General features: G+C 48.8%; 22 protein-coding genes. 13 read left to right on the top strand and 9 right to left on the bottom strand.

What is annotated here, in order from left to right:
• Positions 1-102: 102 nt before the first annotated feature.
• The 3 genes from pabB to C6Y40_RS14470 all read left to right on the top strand — a co-directional run bounded on the left by pabB (position 103) and on the right by C6Y40_RS14470 (position 3,590).
• Positions 103-1,521, top strand: coding sequence for an aminodeoxychorismate synthase component I (gene pabB, locus C6Y40_RS14480; RefSeq protein WP_105935211.1), 1,419 nt, complete (start codon positions 103-105; stop codon positions 1,519-1,521).
• A complete protein-coding gene (locus tag C6Y40_RS14475; protein WP_240621967.1) occupies positions 1,514-2,092 on the top strand; it encodes a CoA pyrophosphatase in 579 nt (192 codons plus the stop codon). Before pabB ends, C6Y40_RS14475 begins: the two co-directional genes overlap by 8 nt.
• Positions 2,093-2,219: 127 nt before the next feature.
• Positions 2,220-3,590, top strand: a complete 1,371-nt coding sequence (locus tag C6Y40_RS14470) for an L-serine ammonia-lyase (RefSeq protein ID WP_105935209.1) — start codon at positions 2,220-2,222, stop codon at positions 3,588-3,590.
• Here the strand turns inward: C6Y40_RS14470 and pelA are convergent.
• Together pelA and cysB are read right to left on the bottom strand one after the other, a co-directional pair.
• Positions 3,577-4,731, bottom strand: coding sequence for a pectate lyase (pelA, locus tag C6Y40_RS14465; protein WP_170308505.1), 1,155 nt, complete (start codon positions 4,729-4,731; stop codon positions 3,577-3,579). The genes C6Y40_RS14470 and pelA overlap by 14 nt on opposite strands.
• Before the next feature lie 45 nt (positions 4,732-4,776).
• Positions 4,777-5,751 (bottom strand): HTH-type transcriptional regulator CysB, encoded by a 975-nt coding sequence (gene cysB, locus C6Y40_RS14460; RefSeq protein ID WP_105935207.1) that lies wholly within the window; start codon positions 5,749-5,751, stop codon positions 4,777-4,779.
• Positions 5,752-5,927: 176 nt separating this feature from the next.
• On the opposite strand from cysB, the gene C6Y40_RS14455 reads away from it, so the two are divergent.
• The 3 genes from C6Y40_RS14455 to C6Y40_RS14445 all read left to right on the top strand — a co-directional run bounded on the left by C6Y40_RS14455 (position 5,928) and on the right by C6Y40_RS14445 (position 8,585).
• Entirely contained in the window at positions 5,928-6,653 is a 726-nt protein-coding gene (locus C6Y40_RS14455; protein ID WP_105935206.1) for a sensor histidine kinase, read from the top strand.
• A gap of 58 nt (positions 6,654-6,711) precedes the next feature.
• Positions 6,712-7,473 carry a hypothetical protein gene (locus C6Y40_RS14450; RefSeq protein ID WP_105935205.1) on the top strand — a complete coding sequence of 254 codons (762 nt, stop codon included), beginning with the start codon at positions 6,712-6,714 and terminating at the stop codon, positions 7,471-7,473.
• Between the two features lie 152 nt (positions 7,474-7,625).
• A complete protein-coding gene (locus tag C6Y40_RS14445) occupies positions 7,626-8,585 on the top strand; it encodes a sugar phosphate isomerase/epimerase family protein (protein ID WP_105935204.1) in 960 nt (319 codons plus the stop codon).
• 35 nt (positions 8,586-8,620) lie between these two features.
• Here C6Y40_RS14445 and C6Y40_RS14440 read toward each other — a convergent pair whose 3' ends face one another.
• Together C6Y40_RS14440 and C6Y40_RS14435 are read right to left on the bottom strand one after the other, a co-directional pair.
• Entirely contained in the window at positions 8,621-9,013 is a 393-nt protein-coding gene (locus C6Y40_RS14440; protein ID WP_105935203.1) for a GlcG/HbpS family heme-binding protein, read from the bottom strand.
• Positions 9,014-9,069: 56 nt separating this feature from the next.
• Positions 9,070-9,963 (bottom strand): LysR family transcriptional regulator, encoded by an 894-nt coding sequence (locus C6Y40_RS14435; RefSeq protein WP_105935202.1) that lies wholly within the window; start codon positions 9,961-9,963, stop codon positions 9,070-9,072.
• Between the two features lie 101 nt (positions 9,964-10,064).
• Between C6Y40_RS14435 and C6Y40_RS14430 the strand changes: the two genes are divergently transcribed.
• The 3 genes from C6Y40_RS14430 to C6Y40_RS14420 all read left to right on the top strand — a co-directional run bounded on the left by C6Y40_RS14430 (position 10,065) and on the right by C6Y40_RS14420 (position 12,897).
• Positions 10,065-10,763, top strand: coding sequence for a CoA transferase subunit A (locus C6Y40_RS14430; RefSeq protein ID WP_105935201.1), 699 nt, complete (start codon positions 10,065-10,067; stop codon positions 10,761-10,763).
• Between the two features lie 9 nt (positions 10,764-10,772).
• Positions 10,773-11,432 (top strand): CoA transferase subunit B, encoded by a 660-nt coding sequence (locus C6Y40_RS14425; protein WP_105935200.1) that lies wholly within the window; start codon positions 10,773-10,775, stop codon positions 11,430-11,432.
• A 133-nt stretch (positions 11,433-11,565) separates the two neighbouring features.
• Entirely contained in the window at positions 11,566-12,897 is a 1,332-nt protein-coding gene (locus C6Y40_RS14420; protein ID WP_105935199.1) for a DEAD/DEAH box helicase, read from the top strand.
• Between the two features lie 65 nt (positions 12,898-12,962).
• On the opposite strand, the gene C6Y40_RS14415 is transcribed toward C6Y40_RS14420, so the two are convergent.
• The 3 genes from C6Y40_RS14415 to C6Y40_RS14405 all read right to left on the bottom strand — a co-directional run bounded on the left by C6Y40_RS14415 (position 12,963) and on the right by C6Y40_RS14405 (position 14,865).
• Complete coding sequence (locus C6Y40_RS14415; protein ID WP_105935198.1) at positions 12,963-13,205, bottom strand: EF-hand domain-containing protein; 243 nt, start codon at positions 13,203-13,205, stop codon at positions 12,963-12,965.
• A 59-nt stretch (positions 13,206-13,264) separates the two neighbouring features.
• Positions 13,265-14,263, bottom strand: a complete 999-nt coding sequence (gene trhO, locus C6Y40_RS14410; protein ID WP_105935197.1) for an oxygen-dependent tRNA uridine(34) hydroxylase TrhO — start codon at positions 14,261-14,263, stop codon at positions 13,265-13,267.
• 107 nt (positions 14,264-14,370) lie between these two features.
• A complete protein-coding gene (locus tag C6Y40_RS14405; protein ID WP_205664780.1) occupies positions 14,371-14,865 on the bottom strand; it encodes a VC2046/SO_2500 family protein in 495 nt (164 codons plus the stop codon).
• Between the two features lie 105 nt (positions 14,866-14,970).
• On the opposite strand from C6Y40_RS14405, the gene C6Y40_RS14400 reads away from it, so the two are divergent.
• Both C6Y40_RS14400 and C6Y40_RS14395 read left to right on the top strand, forming a co-directional pair.
• Complete coding sequence (locus tag C6Y40_RS14400) at positions 14,971-16,617, top strand: response regulator (RefSeq protein WP_240621968.1); 1,647 nt, start codon at positions 14,971-14,973, stop codon at positions 16,615-16,617.
• Positions 16,618-16,655: 38 nt separating this feature from the next.
• A complete protein-coding gene (locus tag C6Y40_RS14395) occupies positions 16,656-16,961 on the top strand; it encodes a hypothetical protein (RefSeq protein ID WP_105935194.1) in 306 nt (101 codons plus the stop codon).
• Here the strand turns inward: C6Y40_RS14395 and C6Y40_RS14390 are convergent.
• Together C6Y40_RS14390 and C6Y40_RS14385 are read right to left on the bottom strand one after the other, a co-directional pair.
• Entirely contained in the window at positions 16,958-17,875 is a 918-nt protein-coding gene (locus C6Y40_RS14390; RefSeq protein ID WP_240621966.1) for a DMT family transporter, read from the bottom strand. The genes C6Y40_RS14395 and C6Y40_RS14390 overlap by 4 nt on opposite strands.
• Positions 17,876-18,724 (bottom strand): DUF6279 family lipoprotein, encoded by an 849-nt coding sequence (locus C6Y40_RS14385; protein WP_105935193.1) that lies wholly within the window; start codon positions 18,722-18,724, stop codon positions 17,876-17,878.
• A 232-nt stretch (positions 18,725-18,956) separates the two neighbouring features.
• Here C6Y40_RS14385 and C6Y40_RS14380 point away from each other — a divergent pair, with 232 nt between their 5' ends.
• Positions 18,957-19,973: an ATP-dependent 6-phosphofructokinase gene (locus tag C6Y40_RS14380; protein ID WP_105935192.1), complete on the top strand. Its 1,017-nt coding sequence runs from the start codon at positions 18,957-18,959 to the stop codon at positions 19,971-19,973.
• A 388-nt stretch (positions 19,974-20,361) separates the two neighbouring features.
• On the top strand, positions 20,362-20,606 hold a 245-nt coding region (locus C6Y40_RS14375), incomplete at its 3' end, for a phage integrase N-terminal SAM-like domain-containing protein (protein ID WP_170308412.1).

The raw sequence follows: 20,606 nt of genomic DNA, 5'->3' as shown, positions 1-20,606 counted from the left end.
CACCATTAAAACCATCTGCGACTTTGGTGGAGTGAACGTACTCTGCCGGTAGCAGCAGGCTTGCCGTTATTTTGTTAGTGATAAATACAAGAAAAGAATTGAATGCCACAGTCCCGATTTTCATTTCCGACAGAGACGCTGCATATCATCCCAGTAACACTACCGGCTAACACGCCGCTACAAGCCGTTTTTCAGCAGGTTGCCGGTGACGACTGGAGTTTGTTGTACGACTCCGGCACCTCTACGCAGAGCAACAGCCGCTACGATATTGCCTTATGGTCTCCGGCCCTCACCATCACCACCAAAGCGGGAACAACTGAAGTTCGGGCGCAGGGTGATACACTTGAAACCATTGCCTGCAAAAATGAGTCACCGCTGGACACGGCAAAACGCTATTTCTCAGCTTTTCAGCAGAGTATTACGCCAGACACAGAGAGCCAGCAATATGACGAACTCCCATTGGTGCTCGGACTGGCCGGATTTTGCAGTTACGATCTGGGCCGCGATTACGAGAGTCTGCCGGCCCTCAACCGCGACGAATACCGGTGCCCGGAAATGGCGCTGGGGATATACAACCGTGCGCTTATTCATGATGTTCAGGAAGACTGCTGGTATTTTTGTCATACGAGTGCCGTTGCCATACCCGATTTTAACCAATGGTTAGCCAGTACGTCTGCGCCTTTTACTATCAAAGGTGGCTGGCAAAGTAACATGACTCAGGCTCAGTACAGTGAAGCCTTATCAGCAGTGCATGATTATCTGGTGGCCGGTGACTGTTACCAGGTTAATTTTGCACAACGCTTTACCACCAGTTACGAAGGTTGCCTTTGGGCAGCTTATCGCACCCTCACGCAGGCCAACAGCGTGCCTTTTTCAGCGTTTATGCGCGTTGCCGACAGCGCTGTACTGAGTTTGTCACCGGAACGTTTTATTCAGTGCCGTAACGGCGTTATTGAAACCAAGCCGATTAAAGGTACCCGGCCCCGTTTTGATAACCCGGCCGAAGATGCCGCCAGTGCCCAATCGCTGTTAAATGCCGAGAAAGACCGGGCCGAAAACCTGATGATTGTTGATTTGCTGCGTAATGATATCAGCAAACACAGTGTGCCTGGCAGCCTGCAGGTGCCTGAGTTGTTCAAGCTTGAAAGCTACCCGGCGGTGCATCACATGGTCACCCGGATCACCAGTAAACTGGCCCCGGGCAGCCACCCTCTGGATTTGCTTGCCGGCTGTTTCCCCGGCGGTTCCATTACCGGCGCGCCCAAAATTCGCGCGATGGAAATTATTGAAGAGTTAGAGCCTAATCGCCGTAGCATTTATTGTGGCAGCTTTATGTATCTGGGCTTAAAGAACGATTTGGACTCAAGCATTTGTATCCGCACGTTGCTGGGTGAGCAAAACCAACTGTTCTGCTGGGCCGGCGGTGGTATTGTGCTCGACTCCGATGCCGCTGAAGAATATCAGGAAACCCTGGATAAGGTCGCTCGTATCCTGCCGGTGCTGGAGGCCAGCTGTGAATAAGGCCGCTTTTCTGCACCGCTTTCATTCTTCGCCGCCCCTGGCGGTGAGTGATGATTACCCGCTTACTCATGCCGGGCGTGCAGCAGGCGTTCTGGTGCCGCTTATCGACCGGCCGGAAGGTCTTACGGTGCTGCTCACTCAACGAGCCTTACACCTGGCTCACCACCCCGGGCAAATTAGTTTTCCCGGCGGCAAACAGGAAGAGCAGGATAAGGATCTGATAGACACTGCTCTGCGTGAAGCCTGGGAAGAAATCGGCCTGCCCCGGCAAAATTGCCAGGTGATCGGGGTGATGCCTGAGCACCGCACTATCACCGGCTTTTGTATCACTGCAATAGTCGCGATTGTTGAGCCTGAATTCGATATCATTATCGATAGCAATGAGGTGAGCGACACCTTTGAGGTGCCACTGGCGTTTCTGCTGGATTCCAATAATTATATCACCGAGCATTTTCATCGCGGGCCGCTCACCAACCCGGTTCACTTTATCCCCTGGCAAAATCGCATGATTTGGGGTGCTACAGCTGCCTTGTTACGAAACCTGGCGTCAATTTTTACTGACAACAATTGATTGCCACACAATAAGCGCGTGGCTTATCAATAGAAATTCTCATGCTACCATTAGGTTAACTGGTTTGTTCTGGAGCCCGTACACGGGCAAAATGGAATGATAATTACAATAATGGTAAACGCATCTAATGATTAGTGTATTTGATATGTTCAGTGTGGGCATTGGCCCATCCAGCTCGCATACCGTTGGCCCGATGAACGCGGCCGCGGAATTTGTTGATGAACTTAAAAGCCAGCAGATCATCAATCGGGTTACCCATGTAACCACCGAGTTATTCGGCTCACTGGGCCAGACAGGAAAAGGTCACGGCAGCGGAAAAGCGGTTATTTTGGGTTTGCTCGGAGAGCGCCCTGAAACCATTGATGTCGACAACATCGACACCTGGCTGGCGGATATCGACGCTAATGAAACCCTTAATCTTGGTGGCGAAAAATCTATTCGCTTTCCACGTACCAAAGCAATTGTGTTTCATCGACGTAAAACCCTGCCCCGTCACGCTAACGCCATGACTTTACACGCCTTTGATGGCGAAAACCTGCTCTTGTCACAAACCTACTATTCTATTGGTGGCGGCTTTATCGTGCGTGACGACCAATGGGACGAGGCTAAGCAAGAAGCTAAAGAGATCAGCAATACCGTGCCCTTTAGTTTTCGTACCGCCAGTCAGTTACTGAGTCTGTGTAAAGAACAAGGCTTAAGTATCAGCGCGTTAATGCTCAAAAATGAACAGGCGCTGCATCCGGGCAAAGATATCAAGACCCGCTTACAAGAACTGTGGATGACCATGGATGCCTGTATCGAACGCGGTATCGAGAGTGAAGGTATTTTACCCGGCGGACTAAAAGTCATGCGCCGTGCACCTTCGCTTTATCACCGGTTGATGACTGAATACAGCGGCGATCCTATGCAACCTCTGGATTGGGTTAACCTGTTTGCCCTTGCAGTAAATGAAGAAAATGCCGCCGGCGGCCGGGTAGTTACCGCGCCGACCAATGGTGCCGCGGGGATCATTCCGGCAGTCCTTAAATACGTCGACAAGTTTGTTCGCCCGGTTGATAAAGACATTGCCAGCCGGTTTTTATTAACCGCCGGCGCAATCGGCATTTTATACAAAGAAAATGCCTCGATCTCCGGTGCTGAAGTAGGCTGTCAGGGCGAAGTGGGTGTTGCGTGCTCTATGGCTGCCGGCGCCTTAACAGAAGTACTGGGCGGTAATATCGCGGCAGTCGAATGTGCTGCTGAAATTGGTATGGAGCACAATCTTGGCCTCACCTGTGATCCGGTGGGTGGCCTGGTACAGGTACCCTGTATTGAGCGTAATGCCATGGGCGCCATCAAGGCTATTAATGCATCCCGCCTCGCCCTGCGGGGTACCGGCGAACAAAAGGTGTCTCTCGATAAAGTGATTAAAACCATGCGCGATACCGGCGCCGATATGAAAACTAAATACAAAGAAACCGCCCGGGGCGGTCTGGCAGTGAATATTATTGAGTGTTAGTGCCGTCAGCAGCGAGTTTTTGCTGCCAGGCCTTATATTCATCGGCTAACAGGGGCGCTGGCCAGCGCCCGTACCAGTCGTAACCGGTGCGACGTTCCCGGGATATTTGCGCCAGTGAATCTACCCGCTGCCCTTGCCGGTTAGCCAGTAAAGGCTGTTGGGTGGTTAAATCGTAAAACCTTGCCCAGATAGGCGGCCTATCTGCGGTGGTAACAATCACCCTGTCCCACGTTGAAGTATGGTATTTATATCTCACCGGCTCTGCTTCAACCTGCACCATGTCGATACCGGTTAACGCATTATTCTTAAACCACGCCATAGCACTATGAATAGCCTGACGTTTTCTGGCAGAAGGGGTGGGATCGCTCATCAGATAACGCACTACATCCACACTTTCCCGGCTTACCAGCGAAGCTAATTCAAAAGCACGGCCCTGAGCAGGTAACAAACTGTTTGCATCGTATTGCCCGGCCCAGATGGTCAGTTTACCGTCTGTTTTTACCTGTAGGTCGAGGAGTAACGCATCACCCCGGCTATGTGCTTCACTCAACTGATGTACTAAATCGGCGGGTAAAAAATCAAAACGCTGACTGCCGAGTTTGATTTCCTGTAACAAACCGAGCACGCCGGCCATCACATCATCCATAATGGTGATGTGACCATAATAACGTTCGGTGCTTGGCGGCGAGTGAGTAAAGCCACCATTGGCAAGCTGGGCTGATAAAATAAATCGCAGGCCGCGAATTACGGCTTGTTGATATTTCTCATCACCGGTTTGTTGATACGCTTCGGCCAGATAGCGGATTTGTGGGTACACATTGCGGTTATCAAAGCTGGTATCCGTGGCGGAATACAATGCAGCCTGGTGGGCGATTTCCTGCTCAGACATGATCCTTAACGGGTTAATGTTTTCCGGCCAGCCTCCGTTTGCTCGTTGATAACGCAATATATTATCGGCAATCAAACGAATTTGATGAAGCGCATAGCGCGGCTGTGGATCGCGATGATTCTGATCGTTCCAGTGCTTAATCACATCACTGAAACCGGTCACTTCGATAGCTTGGTAATGACTTTCAGAGGTTTGACAGGCGCTGCAAGCAAACCCAATCGTCACCGCTAACGCCAGTTGTTTTATTGCCACACGCAGCTTCCCTGAACCTTTGCTATCCAATTCTTGCGATCCGGGTTATTTAACCGGTAATGTATGCCCTTTAAACATGCGCTCAACTTCATCGTTGTTTTTCAGCATCATTGCCTTTTCCACTTTGTCTTTGCTCAGGTGGGGAGCAAAACGTTCGATAAAATCAAACATGTAACTACGCAGGAACGAGCCTTTCCGGAATCCAATTTTGGTGGTGCTGTATTCAAACATATGGCTGGCATCTATTTTAACCAAATCGGCATCCAGCTCTTCGCTAACGGCCATGGAAGCAATTACGCCAATCCCTACCCCCAGTCTCACGTAGGTTTTAATGACATCTGCGTCGGTAGCGGTAAAGACTATTTTAGGCGTTAGCCCTGCTTTCTCAAAGGCATGGTCGAGCTCTGAGCGGCCAGTAAAACCAAAGACGTAGGTGACCAGTGGGAACTGTGCTACATCTTCGATGGTGATTGAGGTTTTCTTAGCCAGAGGATGGTCTTTATTAACAATGACGCTGCGGTTCCAGTGGTAGCATGGCAGCATCACCAGATCGTTGTAGAGGTGCAAGGACTCGGTGGCAATGGCAAAGTCAGCCTCCCCTTTGGCAGCCAAATCGCTGATTTGCGAAGGCGTCCCCTGGTGCATATGCAGAGAGACTTTGGGATATTTGTTCATAAAGCCTTTGATCACATCCGGTAAGGCGTATCTGGCCTGGGTATGCGTGGTGGCTATATTGAGCTTGCCCTGATCAGGCAGGTTGTGTTCGCGGGCGACCGCTTTGATGCTCTCGACTTTATTGAGGATCTCGCGGGCTATGTTAATCACCTCGTTGCCCGCTGGTGTCACGTGGGTTAAATGTTTGCCGCTACGACCGAAGATCTGCACGCCGAGCTCATCTTCGAGCATTCGAACCTGTTTACTGATGCCGGGTTGTGAGGTAAATAAGCTTTCAGCAGTGGCTGATACGTTAAGGTTATTGTTCTGTACTTCGACAATGTATCTTAATTGTTGTAATTTCATTGTATATCCACGCGTAAACCTGACAACCGTCAACACACACTCATTCAATGAAGCCTGAACAGAGTGCTGATCTGTCGACAAGCTTAATCGCATGCTTATGCAAAAGTAGAGGAATTGGTTATTATTATGTTGGATACTAGCATAAGCAAGTCTGAGAACAATTGGAAGTAACAGAAATGACAACTCGCTCTACGGAAAATAACAACGCGGAACTCTCTACAGACTCGCAGTTTGATTTTTCAACTGTACTGGCAGCGGCTGTACACGATATGAAAAACTCACTGAATCTGTTAGTGCAGTCGGTTGAGCAAATCGTTTCCACACTTCCGCCAGAGCTTACCGAGACCCGCAGCCAGATTGTCGATTTACATTACGAAGCCAATCGTATGAACACCGGCCTGGTTCAAATTTTATCGCTTTACCGGGCCAACCGCGAAACCCTGCCGGTTATGATTGATCAGTGTTTTGTTAATGAACTACTCGAAGATATTGTGTTATCGAACCAGCTCTATGCATCGCAGAAAAACATTACAATTAAAAACCACTGCTCAGAAGAATTGGCCTGGTACCTTGATGCAGATCTTATGTACCTGTTAATTAATGATGTTTTGATCAATGCGCTGCGATATGGTAAATCAGACATTATTATCAACGCGTATCAACAAGATGGCTATTTAGTTGTTAAAGTAGAGGACGACGGTAATGGCTATCCGGATCACATGCTGGTTACCATTGATACCAAACCTTCAGATTTTAACGTAACTCAGGGCCGTACTGGCCTGGGCTTGTATTTTGCGCACCTGATTGCCAGGGCACATTCAAAAAATGAAAAACAGGGATTTATAACCCTGTTGAACGGCGGAACTTTAGGTGGTGGTGTATTTGAAGTTAAAATCCCCTGAGTTCGGGCCGATAAACCAATAACAACGATAAAAGCAATACACAGACGGGAAGCACTGAATGACATTTATAATCATCATTGTACTGATAGTAGTGCTGGTAGTAGTGGCCATTGTGGTCAATGCCTATCAACAGTACAAAGCGAAGATCGATGCCGAGCGCCGGGCAGAAGTAGCCAAACAGCGCACCATCATCGATGAGACTGAAAATGTCCTGATGGCAACCTCGCAGATGCCTATCTCTCAGGGGCTGATTAAAATATTGCTCAATCGTATTCAACGCGCATTACAGGTAACCTACGAGCTCAACCCCAGCTCACCGGATATTAAACAGCACCTTGAAGACATCAACGCCCGCATAAAATCCATTGATATTGAGCCGGATAATGCTAATCAGTTTGCCTTACCCGAAACCGACAAGATGATCATTCAGTATATTCAGGCGGTTAAAAAACTGCGAGTCATGCTGCGCTCCGAGAGGAGTAAAGGCAAAGTTGACGGCAGTACCTATCTGGAGCAAGACAAAATTCTTGAGCGGTTGCAGTTAAAAGTAAATGTTGAAACACTTATTCGACGTGGTCGCGGGGCGCAGCAAACCAATATGCTCGGCTCTGCCCGCCAATATTACGAGAAAGCCATCGCCGCCTTAGAAGCTCAAACCCAGCCAGATGAATTTGTTCAGTCTCGTTTGGAGTGGCTGAACCAACAGCTACAAGACATTCAGGAAAATCTCAAAAACGCCAATGCTCAGGACCGCGCCAAGCGTCGCGAAGAAGAACGCGATGAACTGGACGAATTATTTGCGCCCAAGAAAAAATGGTAACCCGCCTCTGCATTTGGCACAGGCGTATGCGGCAACTAAGCAATATCTGGTTCACTACAGATACAATTTGTTAACCCCCCTAACTTTTACATTTTCGTTACAATAATTCTATGCTACTGTCAGTTTTCTAAACCAGTATCGCGGAGTAGTTCATGGCATTTGGCCGTCGTCATTTTTTAAAGTCCAGCGCAGCATTAGCCACCCTCGCCGGCTCACCTTTATTGTGGTCATGTTCAGAGCAGAAACCCGCAGCAGCCTGCAATAGCGCTGCAGACTATGGCGTTCAACTCTATATGTTCAGAGAAAGCTTTGCCAAAGACCCCAAAGGTACGCTGGCACAGATAGCCGCTATGGGATTTACCCAGGTCGAACCCTTTGGCTTGGGCGGCTTTATCGGCATTCCCGGCGCGCCATTTTTTGGTCTGTCAATAGATGAAATAGCCAGTGCTCTCAAGGCAGTAAATCTTAAAACCCCTACTGCCCACGTGAGTGGAAAGCTTGATGATGCGAATCATACCCACGAACTGGCCAGCAAACTGGGCATTGACTATTTTATAGAGCCGCTGGCAGAAGAATTACTGGCTTTTAACGACGGTAAGGTGAGTATCGCTGTGCCGGACACCGCTGATAAAGTGCTGCAGATGGCCGACAGAATTAACCTGCGTGGTAAGAAATTCCACGATCAGGGGTTTGGTTTTGCTTACCATAACCACCATATGGAGTTTGCTCAGGTGGAAGGCAAAACCATACTCGACTGGTTAATGGAAAACACCGATCCAAACTACGTTAAACTGCAATTAGATTTGGGCTGGGTGGCCGTTGCGGATATTGCGCCGCTGGACGCACTTCAAAAATATGGCGACCGTGTTATTGGTTGTCATATGAAAGACCGTGACTACAGTGTGCAGGTTACCGCAGGTGAAACCGATGAGCTGATGCCAGAAGCCCTTCAGGTGAAAGCTCCGGGCCAGGGCGGTATCGACTTTACGCCAATTCTCGCCTATCTGGATGAACACAATATCCAGAATCGTTATGTAGAGGTAGACGTTACAGCGCAGCCATTTGAAGATGCCAAATTTGGCCTCGCTCATTTACAAAAATTGTGCCGCTAAATAACACAAAAAAGTGGGTCGCACAGGCCCACTGTTTACCCTAAAGCCGCCCGCGCTATAGCTAAGTCTTCCCCGGCGCTGCCGCCGGAAATACCAATCGCGCCAATTTGATTTTCACCGGCAAAGATGGGCACCCCGCCATTAAAGCCCATCAGGTTTTCATTCGACAATTCGAATCCGGTAAGCTTTTCGCTGCGGATCAGCGCACCCAGCTGGCCTGATTCCAAAGGAAACAAGGCTGAAGTTCGCGCTTTTTTAATGGCAATATCTACCGAGCCTAAAAAGGCCCCGTCCATTCGCTCAAACGCCACTAAATGAGCACCGCTGTCGACAACAGCAATACACACTTTGATGCCAAGCTGTTCTGATTTACTGATAGCATCGGCGATATGGCGACGCGCCGCCGCAAGAGTCATAGAAGTGGTCATAAGCTTTCCGTAATCGGTTTTTGCTTACCTTGCCTAATTTAACTCACTGATTCAATTTACAAATTTGTAGAGTAATCCGATACTACCTGTTGCCACAGCGTTTGCGCTGCCACCGCCATTACACCGCGATTGGCCCGTACCATCCCTACCCGCTTGACCAGCGGACTACCTTCAATGTCACGGCAAATCAACCCCTTGCGTAACATTTGTTCGAGGCACAAGGAAGGCACTACAGAGATCCCCATGCCGTGAGCGATAAGCTGACCAATGGTGCCGTACTGGCCCGTCTCTGCCACAATATTGAGCTGGCCATACTCGGCGGTCATCACTTCTGTCCATTGTCTGACACTGGAACCCCGGTTAGGAGAGATAAACGGCTGACTGACAATATCTTCAAGGGTAATGGTTCGGCTCGCTCCAAGTGGATGATCTGCTGGCATAACGGCTACAAAACGATCGGTAAATAACGGGAAGAACTCCAGGTTGTCCTTACTTTCCGGTTCGAAACAAAACCCAATGTCTACCCTGCCAGACAGCACAGCCTGCAGCGTTTCTTCCATGATGACATCGAGTACCCGCACCCGGATATTGCTGAATTGCTGATGAAAGCGCACCAGAATGCCCGGCAGTTTAGACTCCGCAAAGGATGGCATGGCTGCGACAGCGAGGCGCCCCTGAGCCATGGCAAATAGATTCTGTACGCCTTCTACTGCGTCATCCCAGTCGTGAAGTAGGCGCCGTGCATGAGGCAAAAAGGTTTCGCCTTCCGGGGTGAGCTGCACCCGGCGCGTGGTTCGGCTAAACAGCTGACCACCCAACTGCTCTTCCATTTTTTTAATCGAACTGGATAACGCAGGTTGGGTAACAAACAGTTTTTCTGCAGCCTCGGCAAAGGTGGCAGATTCCGCCACACAGATAAATGCCTGCATATTGCGATACGAGATACTCATATTAATAAATTTTATTTATCAAAAGTGATATTTAATCAATTTTACAAAATTTTAACGCTGATTGATACTAGCTGCGTTCATTACTTAAAGGAGAGTATGCTATGTCTGGTTTCGATAAAGTCGTATCCAGTTACGAAGCCGCGATGGAAGGGTTAGAAGATAACATGACCGTCATCGCCGGTGGATTTGGCCTGTGTGGAATTCCTGAGGGCAGCATTGCCCAAATCAAGAAAATGGGAACCAAAGGGCTGACAATCGTATCGAATAACTGTGGTGTTGATGGCTTTGGCCTGGGCATTCTGCTCGAAGATAAGCAAATCAAGAAAATGGTTTCATCGTATGTAGGTGAAAATGCCTTGTTTGAACAGCAGTTGCTTAATGGCGAGCTGGAAGTCGAGCTAACGCCACAAGGCACGCTGGCCGAAAAAATGCGCGCTGGCGGTGCGGGTATTCCGGCATTTTACACCGCAACCGGTTACGGTACCCCGGTAGGTGAAGGTAAAGAAGTTAAAGAGTTTAATGGTCGCCCATACATTCTTGAAGAGTCAATTACCGGTGACTTTGCTATTGTGAAAGCGTGGAAAGCAGACCGTTACGGTAACTGTATTTATCGCCACACAGCACAGAATTTTAATCCAATGGCCGCAACAGCCGGTAAAATCACCGTAGTGGAAGTAGAAGAAATTGTAGAACCGGGTACATTAGATCCGGCTCACATCCACACGCCGGGCATTTATGTGGATCGGGTCATCCAGGGTACTTTTGAAAAACGTATCGAACGTCGCGTAACGGCTAAATAGGAGGCAGTCATGGCATTAACAAGAGATCAGATTGCGATGCGCGTGGCGCAGGAATTTCAGGACGGTAACTATGTCAACCTGGGGATTGGTATCCCTACGCTGGCCGCGAACTATGTACCAGACGGTATCAGCGTTATGCTTCAGTCTGAAAATGGCTTACTGGGCATGGGCCGTTACCCTACCGAGGAAGAAGTCGATGCGGATATGATCAACGCGGGTAAAGAAACCGTGACGGCCATTACCGGCGCGTCTATTTTCAGCTCAGCAGAAAGCTTTGCCATGATCCGTGGCGGGCACGTGGATTTTACCGTACTTGGTGCATTTGAAGTGGACGTAAATGGTAATATTGCCTCGTGGATGATCCCAGGCAAACTCATTAAAGGCATGGGCGGCGCAATGGACCTGGTAGCCGGCGCGAAAAACATTATTGTCACCATGACCCACGCCGACAAGCACGGTAACTCTAAGTTATTGCAGGAATGTACCCTGCCCCTGACCGGTGTCAACTGTATTACCCGTATCATCACCGACTTAGCCGTACTGGAAGTTAAAGACGGCGCGTTTTACCTGCGTGAACGAGCACCTGGCGTTACGATAGATGAGATCAAAGAAAAAACCGCCGGTAAGCTGGTGGTAGAGGGTGATGTGCCGGAAATGGCCTTCGCCTGATTGCAATTCGCTTAAGAACTGACAAAGGGGCAACCGTACACCACGACCTGCCCCTTTTCTTTTTGGCTTGTGACTTTACTCAGGTACGTAATCAGGGATAATAGGCGCGGATCTAAACCGGAGCGAAGCAACCTTGTTAATTACTGACTTACCTGTACACCATACCCTTATCAGCCGCATAGAAGATAAAGGCTTTACCGAACTCACCGAAGTTCAGGAAAAAACCATTCTGCCGGCCCTGCTGGGTAAGGATATTATTGCCTCCTCCAAAACCGGTTCAGGTAAGACGCTGGCGTTTTTAATTCCCGCCGTGCATCGCTTGCTTACACAAAAGGCGTTAAGCCGACAAGATCCCCGTATTCTTATTCTCGCCCCTACCCGCGAACTGGCTAAACAGGTGTTTGGCGAAGCAAAATGGCTGTGCCAGAAGAAAAACCTGGCCACGGCGTTAATCGTGGGCGGCGATAACTATAACGATCAAACCAAGGCGTTGCGCCGTAATCCGCATATTATTGTGGGTACACCGGGCCGGGTAGCCGATCATCTAGAAGATAAAAGCTTCTTTATTAATGGCCTGGAAATGCTGATTTTCGATGAAGCCGACCGCATGCTTGATTTGGGCTTTGCCCAGGCGCTGAATATGATCAACCGTAAGGCCGATCACCGTAAGCGCCAGACCATGTTGTTCTCGGCCACCATGGATCACGTTGAGCTCAATCACGTGCTGGATTCCTTGCTCAAAGCACCGGTAAGGGTAGCTGTAGGCAGCGCCACGGCAGAACATACCGATATCAGCCAAACGCTGTATTTTGCCGAGAGCATTGAACATAAAGATGCCCTGCTCTGCGATCAGTTAACCAATAACACCTATAACCAGGCCATTGTGTTTACCGCCACTCGGGATGATGCTGAACGCCTGAGCACCATGCTGGGTGAAAGCTTACCTACCCGCACCTCGCAGCCCCTCAGGGGCGATTACGCCCAGTCGAAACGTTCGTTGGTGATGAACGAATTTGCCCGTGGTCAATTTGATATCCTGGTCACCACCGACGTGGCCTCCCGGGGGCTTGATTTATCAAAAGTGGGCCTGGTGATTAACTATGACATGCCCAAACATCCTGAGGAGTATATCCACCGGATTGGCCGTACCGGCCGCGCGGGTAATCAGGGCGCTGCGGTTTCATTTGTTGGTAAACGCGACTGGCAGAGCTTCTCAGCGTTAAAACAGCAACTCGCGTATCCGCTGGAGCCGCAGCAGCACGAGAACCTGCCATCTAAGTTCAGCGGTATTAAACCTAAACCGGTTAAACCGAAAAAAGCAGCGAAAAAGCAGAAAACAACAGAGGGCAATACGGAACAGCCGGTCAAAAAGACCCAGCGGGTAAGAACCATGACCGGTGAGGATATTGGCCATATGCCAATGCGTAAAAAAGCCACTCCCCCTCCCCAGGACGAGGAAGAATAAAGGCTACCAGAATAGGTAAATTAAACAAAAAAGCCGCTAGAAAGCGGCTTTTTTCTGAATCGGGCTTAGTATTCCCACCAGCATTCCTGCCACCAGGCAAGAAATTCTTCAAAGTCGATATACCCATCGTGGTTTTCATCGATAAGTTTAAAGCCTTCTTCTACGTGGCTGACTTTGGTTTTAGGTGAAATTACCGTTAATAACTCAATAAATTCCTGCAGGTCGATCTGACCGTTACCATCACGGTCAAAGAAGCTAAAATCTTTTTGAATCGCTTCTACTTTTTCGGGTGTTAATTCAGTAGACACTGTCTGATTCCCTGTCGGTTTTCGATGCAATGGAGTGTAACCCCAGCTCTACCGAATGTCTACGACTTAACTCGTTTTTGCGCCTGCAAAGCACGTAACCGCTGCTCTTCTGCCTTGGCTTTACGTCGGGCTTCCATAGCATCACGGGCTTCAGTACCAACGTGTTCTTCGTTGCGCTCACGGGCCAGGTTAATCTGCTTTTCCCGTTCGCGGAAACGTTCAATCTGTTCTTCGCTATGAGTACCAAAACAATGCGGGCAGCTTACGCCACTTTCGTATTTATCGCTTTGCTTATCGGCTTCCGTAATCGGCAAACGGCAAGCATAACACTGATCGTAGGCACTCTTTTCCAGGTCGTGATTCACGGCTACGCGATTATCAAAGACAAAGCAGTCGCCTTCCCACATCGTCTCTTCTTTTGGCACATCCTCGAGGTACTGCAGAATACCGCCCTCAAGGTGATAAACTTCTTCAAAGCCCTGCTCTTTTAGATAGGCAGTGGACTTTTCGCAGCGGATCCCACCGGTGCAGAACATGGCGACCTTTTTATTTTTCGCCGGGTCGAGATTTTCCTTCACGTAATCCGGAAATTCACGAAAGGTTTTGGTATTGGGATTCACCGCATTTTTGAAAGTACCAATTTCGATTTCATAATCGTTACGGGTATCAATGAGTACCACATCAGGATCGCTGATAAGGGCATTCCATTCAGCAGGTTTCACGTAAGTCCCAACGGTACGACGCGGATCAATACCTTGTACACCCATGGTAACAATTTCTTTTTTCAGTTTTACTTTCGTCCGGTAAAACGGCTGGGTGTCGTGGAATGAAATTTTGTAGGAGATCGGGTTAAAGCGTTCATCGCTGTTTAACCAGGCCAGCAGGTTATCTATGCCTTGCTGCGTACCGGAAACGGTGCCGTTTATGCCCTCTGCAGCCAATAACAGGGTGCCTTTAATTTGATTCGCTTCCATTACATCGGTAAGCGGCTGGCGGATAGCTTTATAATCTTCAAGCGCGACAAATTTGTATAGCGCGCATACAACATACTGACTCATATTTTTTAACCTTTGCGAGTTGGAACGTAAAACCAGAGCAAAAATGCGCGCGGAATATAGCAAAAAAATCGGCAGGCGAAAACCCGACGGGGGGGATTTACCGGCGTTTAAACTGCGATAGCCTGAGAAGCTGGAATGGTATCGGCCAGTAAGGTAGCGTCTGGCTCTCTGATTTGCGACGCTTTTTCACTTACCCAGGCAAGTTGCGTGCGATAAGGGCAATTTTGTTTTACTTCAGGTTCCAGCCGCTTGCTGTTGTTATGGAAACTTAACGGATCCGGGCTGATGGCCTGCCACAGACGGATGTGCTCACTACTGAATGACCGACTCAGACCAGCCTGCCATTTTAAATGGCTATCTACGTGTTCGGAAGTCGAGGCCAGAGGACTGCGCCGGTAATGGTTTAATCTGGCGGGAAAATCCGAATCCTCAACTTGTTCGGGGGCTGACGACCACCTGACAGGCTCATCGCCCCTGGCCTCACTGATTGCCAGATATAGCGTAAACAACGCCGCACTGCCACCCACCGCTTTGTTGAGCGGAAGTGAGGAAGTGACATTCTGAACATCAAAAGATGTCTGGGTAATGGTATCTGGTTGCAAAATCATTCATAGGTATTAACGACTTACTAGCTTAATCGGCATATACCCATTATCCTTTAGTTTATTATCGAACAGTTTCGCGTTTAATGGGAGCGGCCTTTGGGAGTGCCCTATCAGGACGTTAATATTCTGATTGTAGAAGATCAGCGTCCCTTCCTTATTCTGTTAAAAGGATTATTAACCAACCTCGGCGCCAAGGATGTCATGACGGCAACCAGTGCCGACCAGGCGATTCGCTTTTGCCGCAATCACAGAGTCGATATTATTGTTTGTGACCTGCATCTTGGCACCAATAAGAAAAATGGCTTTGAGCTTTATCAGGAGCTGCAATATCGAAAGATGGTATCCGCCGGCGCGGTATTTCTGTTGATTAGCGCCGATGCCACGCGCCCTATCGTGCTGGGTTCATTAGAACACAAGCCTGATGATTATCTGCTAAAGCCCTTCTCACAGGCGCAGTTAAAAAGCCGGCTGAATAAATCCTGGCAACGTAAACAGTATTTTTTAAACGTACTGCAGGCAATGAGCAAACAGGAATACAAGGCGGCAATTGAGGCGCTCGATAAACTAAAGGATATGCCTGCTCCCTATCAGCGCATGGCTTTGGAGATCCGTCTGGAGATCCTGTGGCATGAAAACCAGTACGAGAAAGCGCTGACCCTGTTAAACAGTCATTCAGACCAGTTACCCACGCAGTGGGCGCAACTCTCCCTGGGCAAAACTTATCTGGCCATGCGCAAATTTAGTGATGCTATTCAGTGCGCCAATAAAGTACTGGCGCTTAACCAGTTTGATCCGGAAGCGCTGGATATCCTTGCGCAGGCAAAATCCGCCTCCCAGCAGCCAGAAGAAGCGCTGGAAGATATTCGCCGGGCCATTAAAAACTCACCGTATTCACTGCAACGTCAGATCCTGGCCAGTCGTATCGCCAGAGACAATAATGACTATGAGTTACTCACTGAAGCCACAAAAGCAACCTGGCAACTATCCAAAAACACCATTTTTAAGCAGGTTAATTACTGGTGTAACCATATATCCAGTCTGCTGGATGCGGCAGAAGCGGCAGAAAGTAAAGCCCAGCGCCACCGGTTTCAGCAAGAAGCGCTATTGCAGTTGCAGCGTGCCGGCCATGATGAGGCGCTGACCCGACTGGAAGAGCCATTCAGCCTGGATATATTCGATATGATAATGCACGCTCGGGTGGATGCCATCGACGGTAATCTCATTAACGCCAAACGTTCGCTTATGGACAGTCAGATGGCCATCGAGAATCAGTTTGAGTTATACCCTGCCTCACTGGCGCCCTCAAGCATGCAATTAATGGTCGACCTCGGCGAATTTGAAGAGGTAAACCAACTGCTGCAAACCCTTGCCAGCCAGAATACCGAACTGGACGATAGCAGCCGCATGCTGGTGCGGTCGATGTCCAAACAGGTTAAGGAAAGCGAGCAGCAATATACCCATATTAACCGCCGTGGTATTCAGCTTTATCAGCAGGAAAAATATGCCGAGGCGAAAGCCGCCTTTAACAGCGCACTGGAACTTTCTCCGGTAAATGCCGGAATTGCGCTAAACTTGTTACAGTGCCTGATTAAGCTTATGACTAATAATGGAAAAGATGACGGCGCTATGATCAAAGAGGCACGGCAGGTGTATAAGATACTGAACCATGCGCCCATGCGGGAGCAACACCAAAGCAAATTTGACGGTTTAAGGGATGAATTGCTGCGATTAGGCATTGCTACCTTGTAGCCACCGAAATTACCGCACTACATGAAGGATAAAATGTCATGCAAAAACACTGTTTACTGGTTACTGCAGTTCTGGTTAGCTCAGGTTGGTTGTCGGGTTGTGCGAGTCAGTCCAATCTGTGTGAAGATATCCTTGAGGTCAAAGCTCAGGCTCAGCAATGCGAAGTATTACAGAAAGCCATCAGAAACCCCAAAAATCCGCAGATGGCGCTTACCGCCCGGCAAAGATATGAAAACGAGTGTGTTAATTTTCGTTATTATCGGGATGATTACGACACTATCTGTAAGGGCGGCGAACAACCTATCGGTCAGCCCGCCCCAAAACCGGTAAACAAGGATAACTAACGGGCACCGCGGCCCAGTGCAGCCATTACCGAGCCGCCAATCACCATCACCGCCCCCAACACAGCCAGCGCACCTAACGGTGGCTGTTCAAAGCTGCTGGGATATAAATACTCAGCCACGGCAACCGAGATAAAAGTAAACACTGGCGCGGTGGCAATCACTGCACTTACCCGGGAGGCATACCATACGCGCATTGCTTCGGTGAAAGCCCCATAAGCCACAAAAGTATTTAAACAACAAAACAACAGCGCCCAGCCTTGCACTGCGTTCATTTCGGTAATGGCCTGTAGATGTGTAAACGGCAGCAGCATCATGCTGCCAATGATATAAATGATCAATGTGAGTTGCATTGCCGACATGGTTTTCATCAGAGACTTCTGACACAATGCGTAGCCGGCCCAGGTCACTGCGGCGATAAAAATAAACACCACACCCAGGGTATCTTCGGTTTCTGAAGCAATAATCTGCGGTAAGCGTTGATTGAAAAACAAACCAAGTCCGAGTAGCAAGGACGACGCGCCCCACAGCTGCAAGCGGCTGAATTTTTCTTTGTACAACACGATACCACCAATCATCAGAGCAAATGGCGCCACCTGCATGAAAACCTGTACACTGCCGGGGCTCAGATATTTAAGCCCGAGCACGTTAAAGACATAGTTGATCACCAGCATCAGGGTGCAGGCGATGGCCAGAATGATGACGGCTTTAGGGTAGCGTAAAAAGTTAGGAATGTGGCGACGGTAAAACAGCCAGCCGCCCACCAGGATGGCAGCCACTACAAACCGATAAAGGGTGATGGTCTGACTGTCCATAACCTGCAGGCAGATCTTAAGAAACAGGGGTAAAATTCCCCACAGCACTGCGGTAACCAAAGACAAACAAAAGCCATAGAGCGGCCGGTAACTACTTTCCAACTAATCATTACTCATGAGGTATTCAATGTCCTCAATCATATCGTCAATCTTACTGATTAGCTTTCTTTTTTGTTTTTTATCCAGGGTGTAGAACAATTCTTCAGCCATTTTGGCGTAGATTCGGGTATTGTCATTTCGCAGCTTCATAAAGGCCTCACTACGAAATTTATCAGGATGGGTCATCAGCGCGATAAAGTCTTGTTTAAACGTTGGATTTGCCGCGCGATTGTCGATCATTTCCCGGGCCGCCTGCTGGAAATCCTGGCGATAAGTGAGCCACAATGCCCGGGTACTGGTAAACTGTGACGCATAACCTTTAACGATGGCTTTCTGACTGGCATTAAGGCGACCGATGAACTCGCTTACGCCCTCTTCCATGTCGTCCAGTCGTTCTTCGGCCTGCTCTTCAGGTGACAGCTCCTTAAACTCTTCCAGCGACTCACGAATGTCATCATTCTCTTCGCTCAGTTCTTCAAATAGCGAACTCACCTGTTCGTCGGTTAACTTAGCGGCCATGTCTGCCAGCTCCGGGCTAACGCGATCGCGCAGTCGCTCCCAGTGTTGCCGGCTGTCGAGCAGATGCCTCTCAATTTGCGCAGCATTGAGTTCTTCGCTGTTTAAGTCCGCTTTCAGGCTTTTAAGGTGTTCGATGTACTTGCCAAGCTCTTCACTGCGATGCCAGCTTTGCCAGTCGGCAAAATATTCATCAAACAGTGCTTCCTGATTATCCGATAACGATACGTAATCATCGATATACCAATGAATTAACCAATCCAGATTATTGTAGGTAAACTTTGTCGAACATCCGCTTAGAAAAATGATGATCGCAATCAACAAACCTTTTTTCATTGTCACTTCCTGTCAATTTACACTTGGCACGCGTGGTTATACCTGACAATCTATCATTACGTGCTGATGGCTGTTCCCGATCGCCGGGCTTTGTATTTCAGCCCTCTGCCACCAAGCTGACTGTGATTTTACGTGTTATAACAACATAATACTCATACTTGGACTGCAGAAGCGATGATAAATTCACCCTGCGCTATTGGTGTGTTTGTATCAAATTGTAAAGGAACGCTTTATGACCAATAAAAGAATTGCGGTACTGACCTCCGGCGGCGATGCACCGGGGATGAACGCCTGTATTCGGGCAGTTGTAGTAGCCAGTGAAGGCGCAGGCCATACTGTGATTGGCTTTGAACACGGCTTTAATGGCTTGCTGGCCGCTAACTGGCGTAAGCTGGATAGTAAAAAAGTACACAATATTATTCAGCGCGGCGGGACTATTCTGCGCAGCGCCCGCTGCAAGGAGTTCAAACAGGACGTCTCCGCCAAACTGGCCGCTAAACACCTGGATGAGCTTGCCATTGATGCCTTGCTGGTGATTGGTGGTGACGGTTCTTTTCATGGCGCTAAGCACCTGAGTAACTTCTGGGACGGACAGGTTATAGGCCTGCCCGGCACCATAGATAATGACATTTATGGCACCGACGCCACCATCGGCTATTACACGGCCATCGAAACGGCCATGGACTCGATTGATAAGGTCAGGGATACCGCCGATGCCTTTGAGCGTATTTTTCTGGTTGAAGTAATGGGCCGTCATGCCGGATTTCTGGGTGCCAGTGCCGCGCTTTCCGGAGCGGCAAATTACGTGATATTACCCGAACTGTTCACCGACAAAGAAACGACGCTCAAGGATATTCATCAGCAACTCTCTATTCACCGCCAGCGCTATGGGCATGAGAGTTTTATTATTGTACTCACCGAAAACCTGTGGCCTGAGGGTATTGCCGAATTAGGCGTGCAACTGGAAGAACTGACTGGCGGTGAAGTCCGTCCGGTGATCCTTGGCCATATTCAACGAGGCGGTTCTCCGGTGAGTCAGGATCGAATGCTGGCAACGTTACTGGGGGTAAACGCGGTGCGCTGTGTGGAGCAAAATAAAACCGGCATTATGGTTGGTATGCAAAATAACAAGCCGGTAGAAATTGAGCTGAGCCAAACCTGGGAAAATCGTAAGGAGCTTGGCGACACTCTGACACAAACCATGGTAACCATGCTCAATGAACGCCATAACTGGGGTATGACAACCTGAGTAAGACGCCTATTTTCTAAAAAAAGTGGCTTTGCATTCCCAATATAAGGGCGCTCTATTGAAATCGAAGAAAGAACAAATTTTGCGCCCTAATTCAGTGTTGTCATCGTCACTGGCATACATAGCAAACTAGAAAAAGCATCATGGAAGAGGATTCAGTCGATGCTGCATAGGGGTGACGAGTAACCGAAATGCCAACTATGGCGGAAACTGCACATAGTTCGAGTATTACAGTTTAATACTGAAAACGTCTCTTATTGGTCAAAGGACTAAACCGCTCCGCGGTAGTAGTGCCGCCCCCACCTCATTAATTATATTCTGATCTCGTTCTCCGCTTCTAAGCTGAAGGAAGGGCAATGTCGCCCTGAATTCACTCAGGAGTGAAACCATGAGTTACTTTGAAGGATCCAACCCCATACGCCAACGCATGATTGAAGATATGACCATGCGTAGGCTCAGTCCTAAAACGCAAATAGGCTACATCAGAGGCGTGAAGAAACTCGCTACCTTTTTGAAACGCTCGCCAGAGGATGCCACGGCTGAAGAATTGCGCCAATTCCAACTCGCATTGGCCGAGCAAGGTACATCTAACATCACCATCAATGCCACGTTATCGGGTTTAACGTTCTTATT

Source organism: Marisediminitalea alba, from assembly GCF_002993365.1.
Taxonomy (GTDB): domain Bacteria; phylum Pseudomonadota; class Gammaproteobacteria; order Enterobacterales; family Alteromonadaceae; genus Alteromonas; species Alteromonas alba.
The sequence above is the reverse complement of the archived record's forward strand: the minus strand, read 5'-3'. Positions and strand labels throughout refer to the sequence as shown.

Coding starts and splice junctions, on each gene's coding strand:
- C6Y40_RS14450 (WP_105935205.1), top strand. CDS start 6,712: ATGACATTTATAATCATCATTGTACTGATAGTAGTGCTGGTAGTAGTG.
- cysB (WP_105935207.1), bottom strand. CDS start 5,751: ATGAAATTACAACAATTAAGATACATTGTCGAAGTACAGAACAATAAC.
- C6Y40_RS14385 (WP_105935193.1), bottom strand. CDS start 18,724: ATGAAAAAAGGTTTGTTGATTGCGATCATCATTTTTCTAAGCGGATGT.
- C6Y40_RS14445 (WP_105935204.1), top strand. CDS start 7,626: ATGGCATTTGGCCGTCGTCATTTTTTAAAGTCCAGCGCAGCATTAGCC.
- C6Y40_RS14455 (WP_105935206.1), top strand. CDS start 5,928: ATGACAACTCGCTCTACGGAAAATAACAACGCGGAACTCTCTACAGAC.
- C6Y40_RS14380 (WP_105935192.1), top strand. CDS start 18,957: ATGACCAATAAAAGAATTGCGGTACTGACCTCCGGCGGCGATGCACCG.
- trhO (WP_105935197.1), bottom strand. CDS start 14,263: ATGAGTCAGTATGTTGTATGCGCGCTATACAAATTTGTCGCGCTTGAA.
- pabB (WP_105935211.1), top strand. CDS start 103: ATGCCACAGTCCCGATTTTCATTTCCGACAGAGACGCTGCATATCATC.
- C6Y40_RS14440 (WP_105935203.1), bottom strand. CDS start 9,013: ATGACCACTTCTATGACTCTTGCGGCGGCGCGTCGCCATATCGCCGAT.
- C6Y40_RS14395 (WP_105935194.1), top strand. CDS start 16,656: ATGCAAAAACACTGTTTACTGGTTACTGCAGTTCTGGTTAGCTCAGGT.
- C6Y40_RS14435 (WP_105935202.1), bottom strand. CDS start 9,963: ATGAGTATCTCGTATCGCAATATGCAGGCATTTATCTGTGTGGCGGAA.
- C6Y40_RS14425 (WP_105935200.1), top strand. CDS start 10,773: ATGGCATTAACAAGAGATCAGATTGCGATGCGCGTGGCGCAGGAATTT.
- C6Y40_RS14470 (WP_105935209.1), top strand. CDS start 2,220: ATGATTAGTGTATTTGATATGTTCAGTGTGGGCATTGGCCCATCCAGC.
- C6Y40_RS14430 (WP_105935201.1), top strand. CDS start 10,065: ATGTCTGGTTTCGATAAAGTCGTATCCAGTTACGAAGCCGCGATGGAA.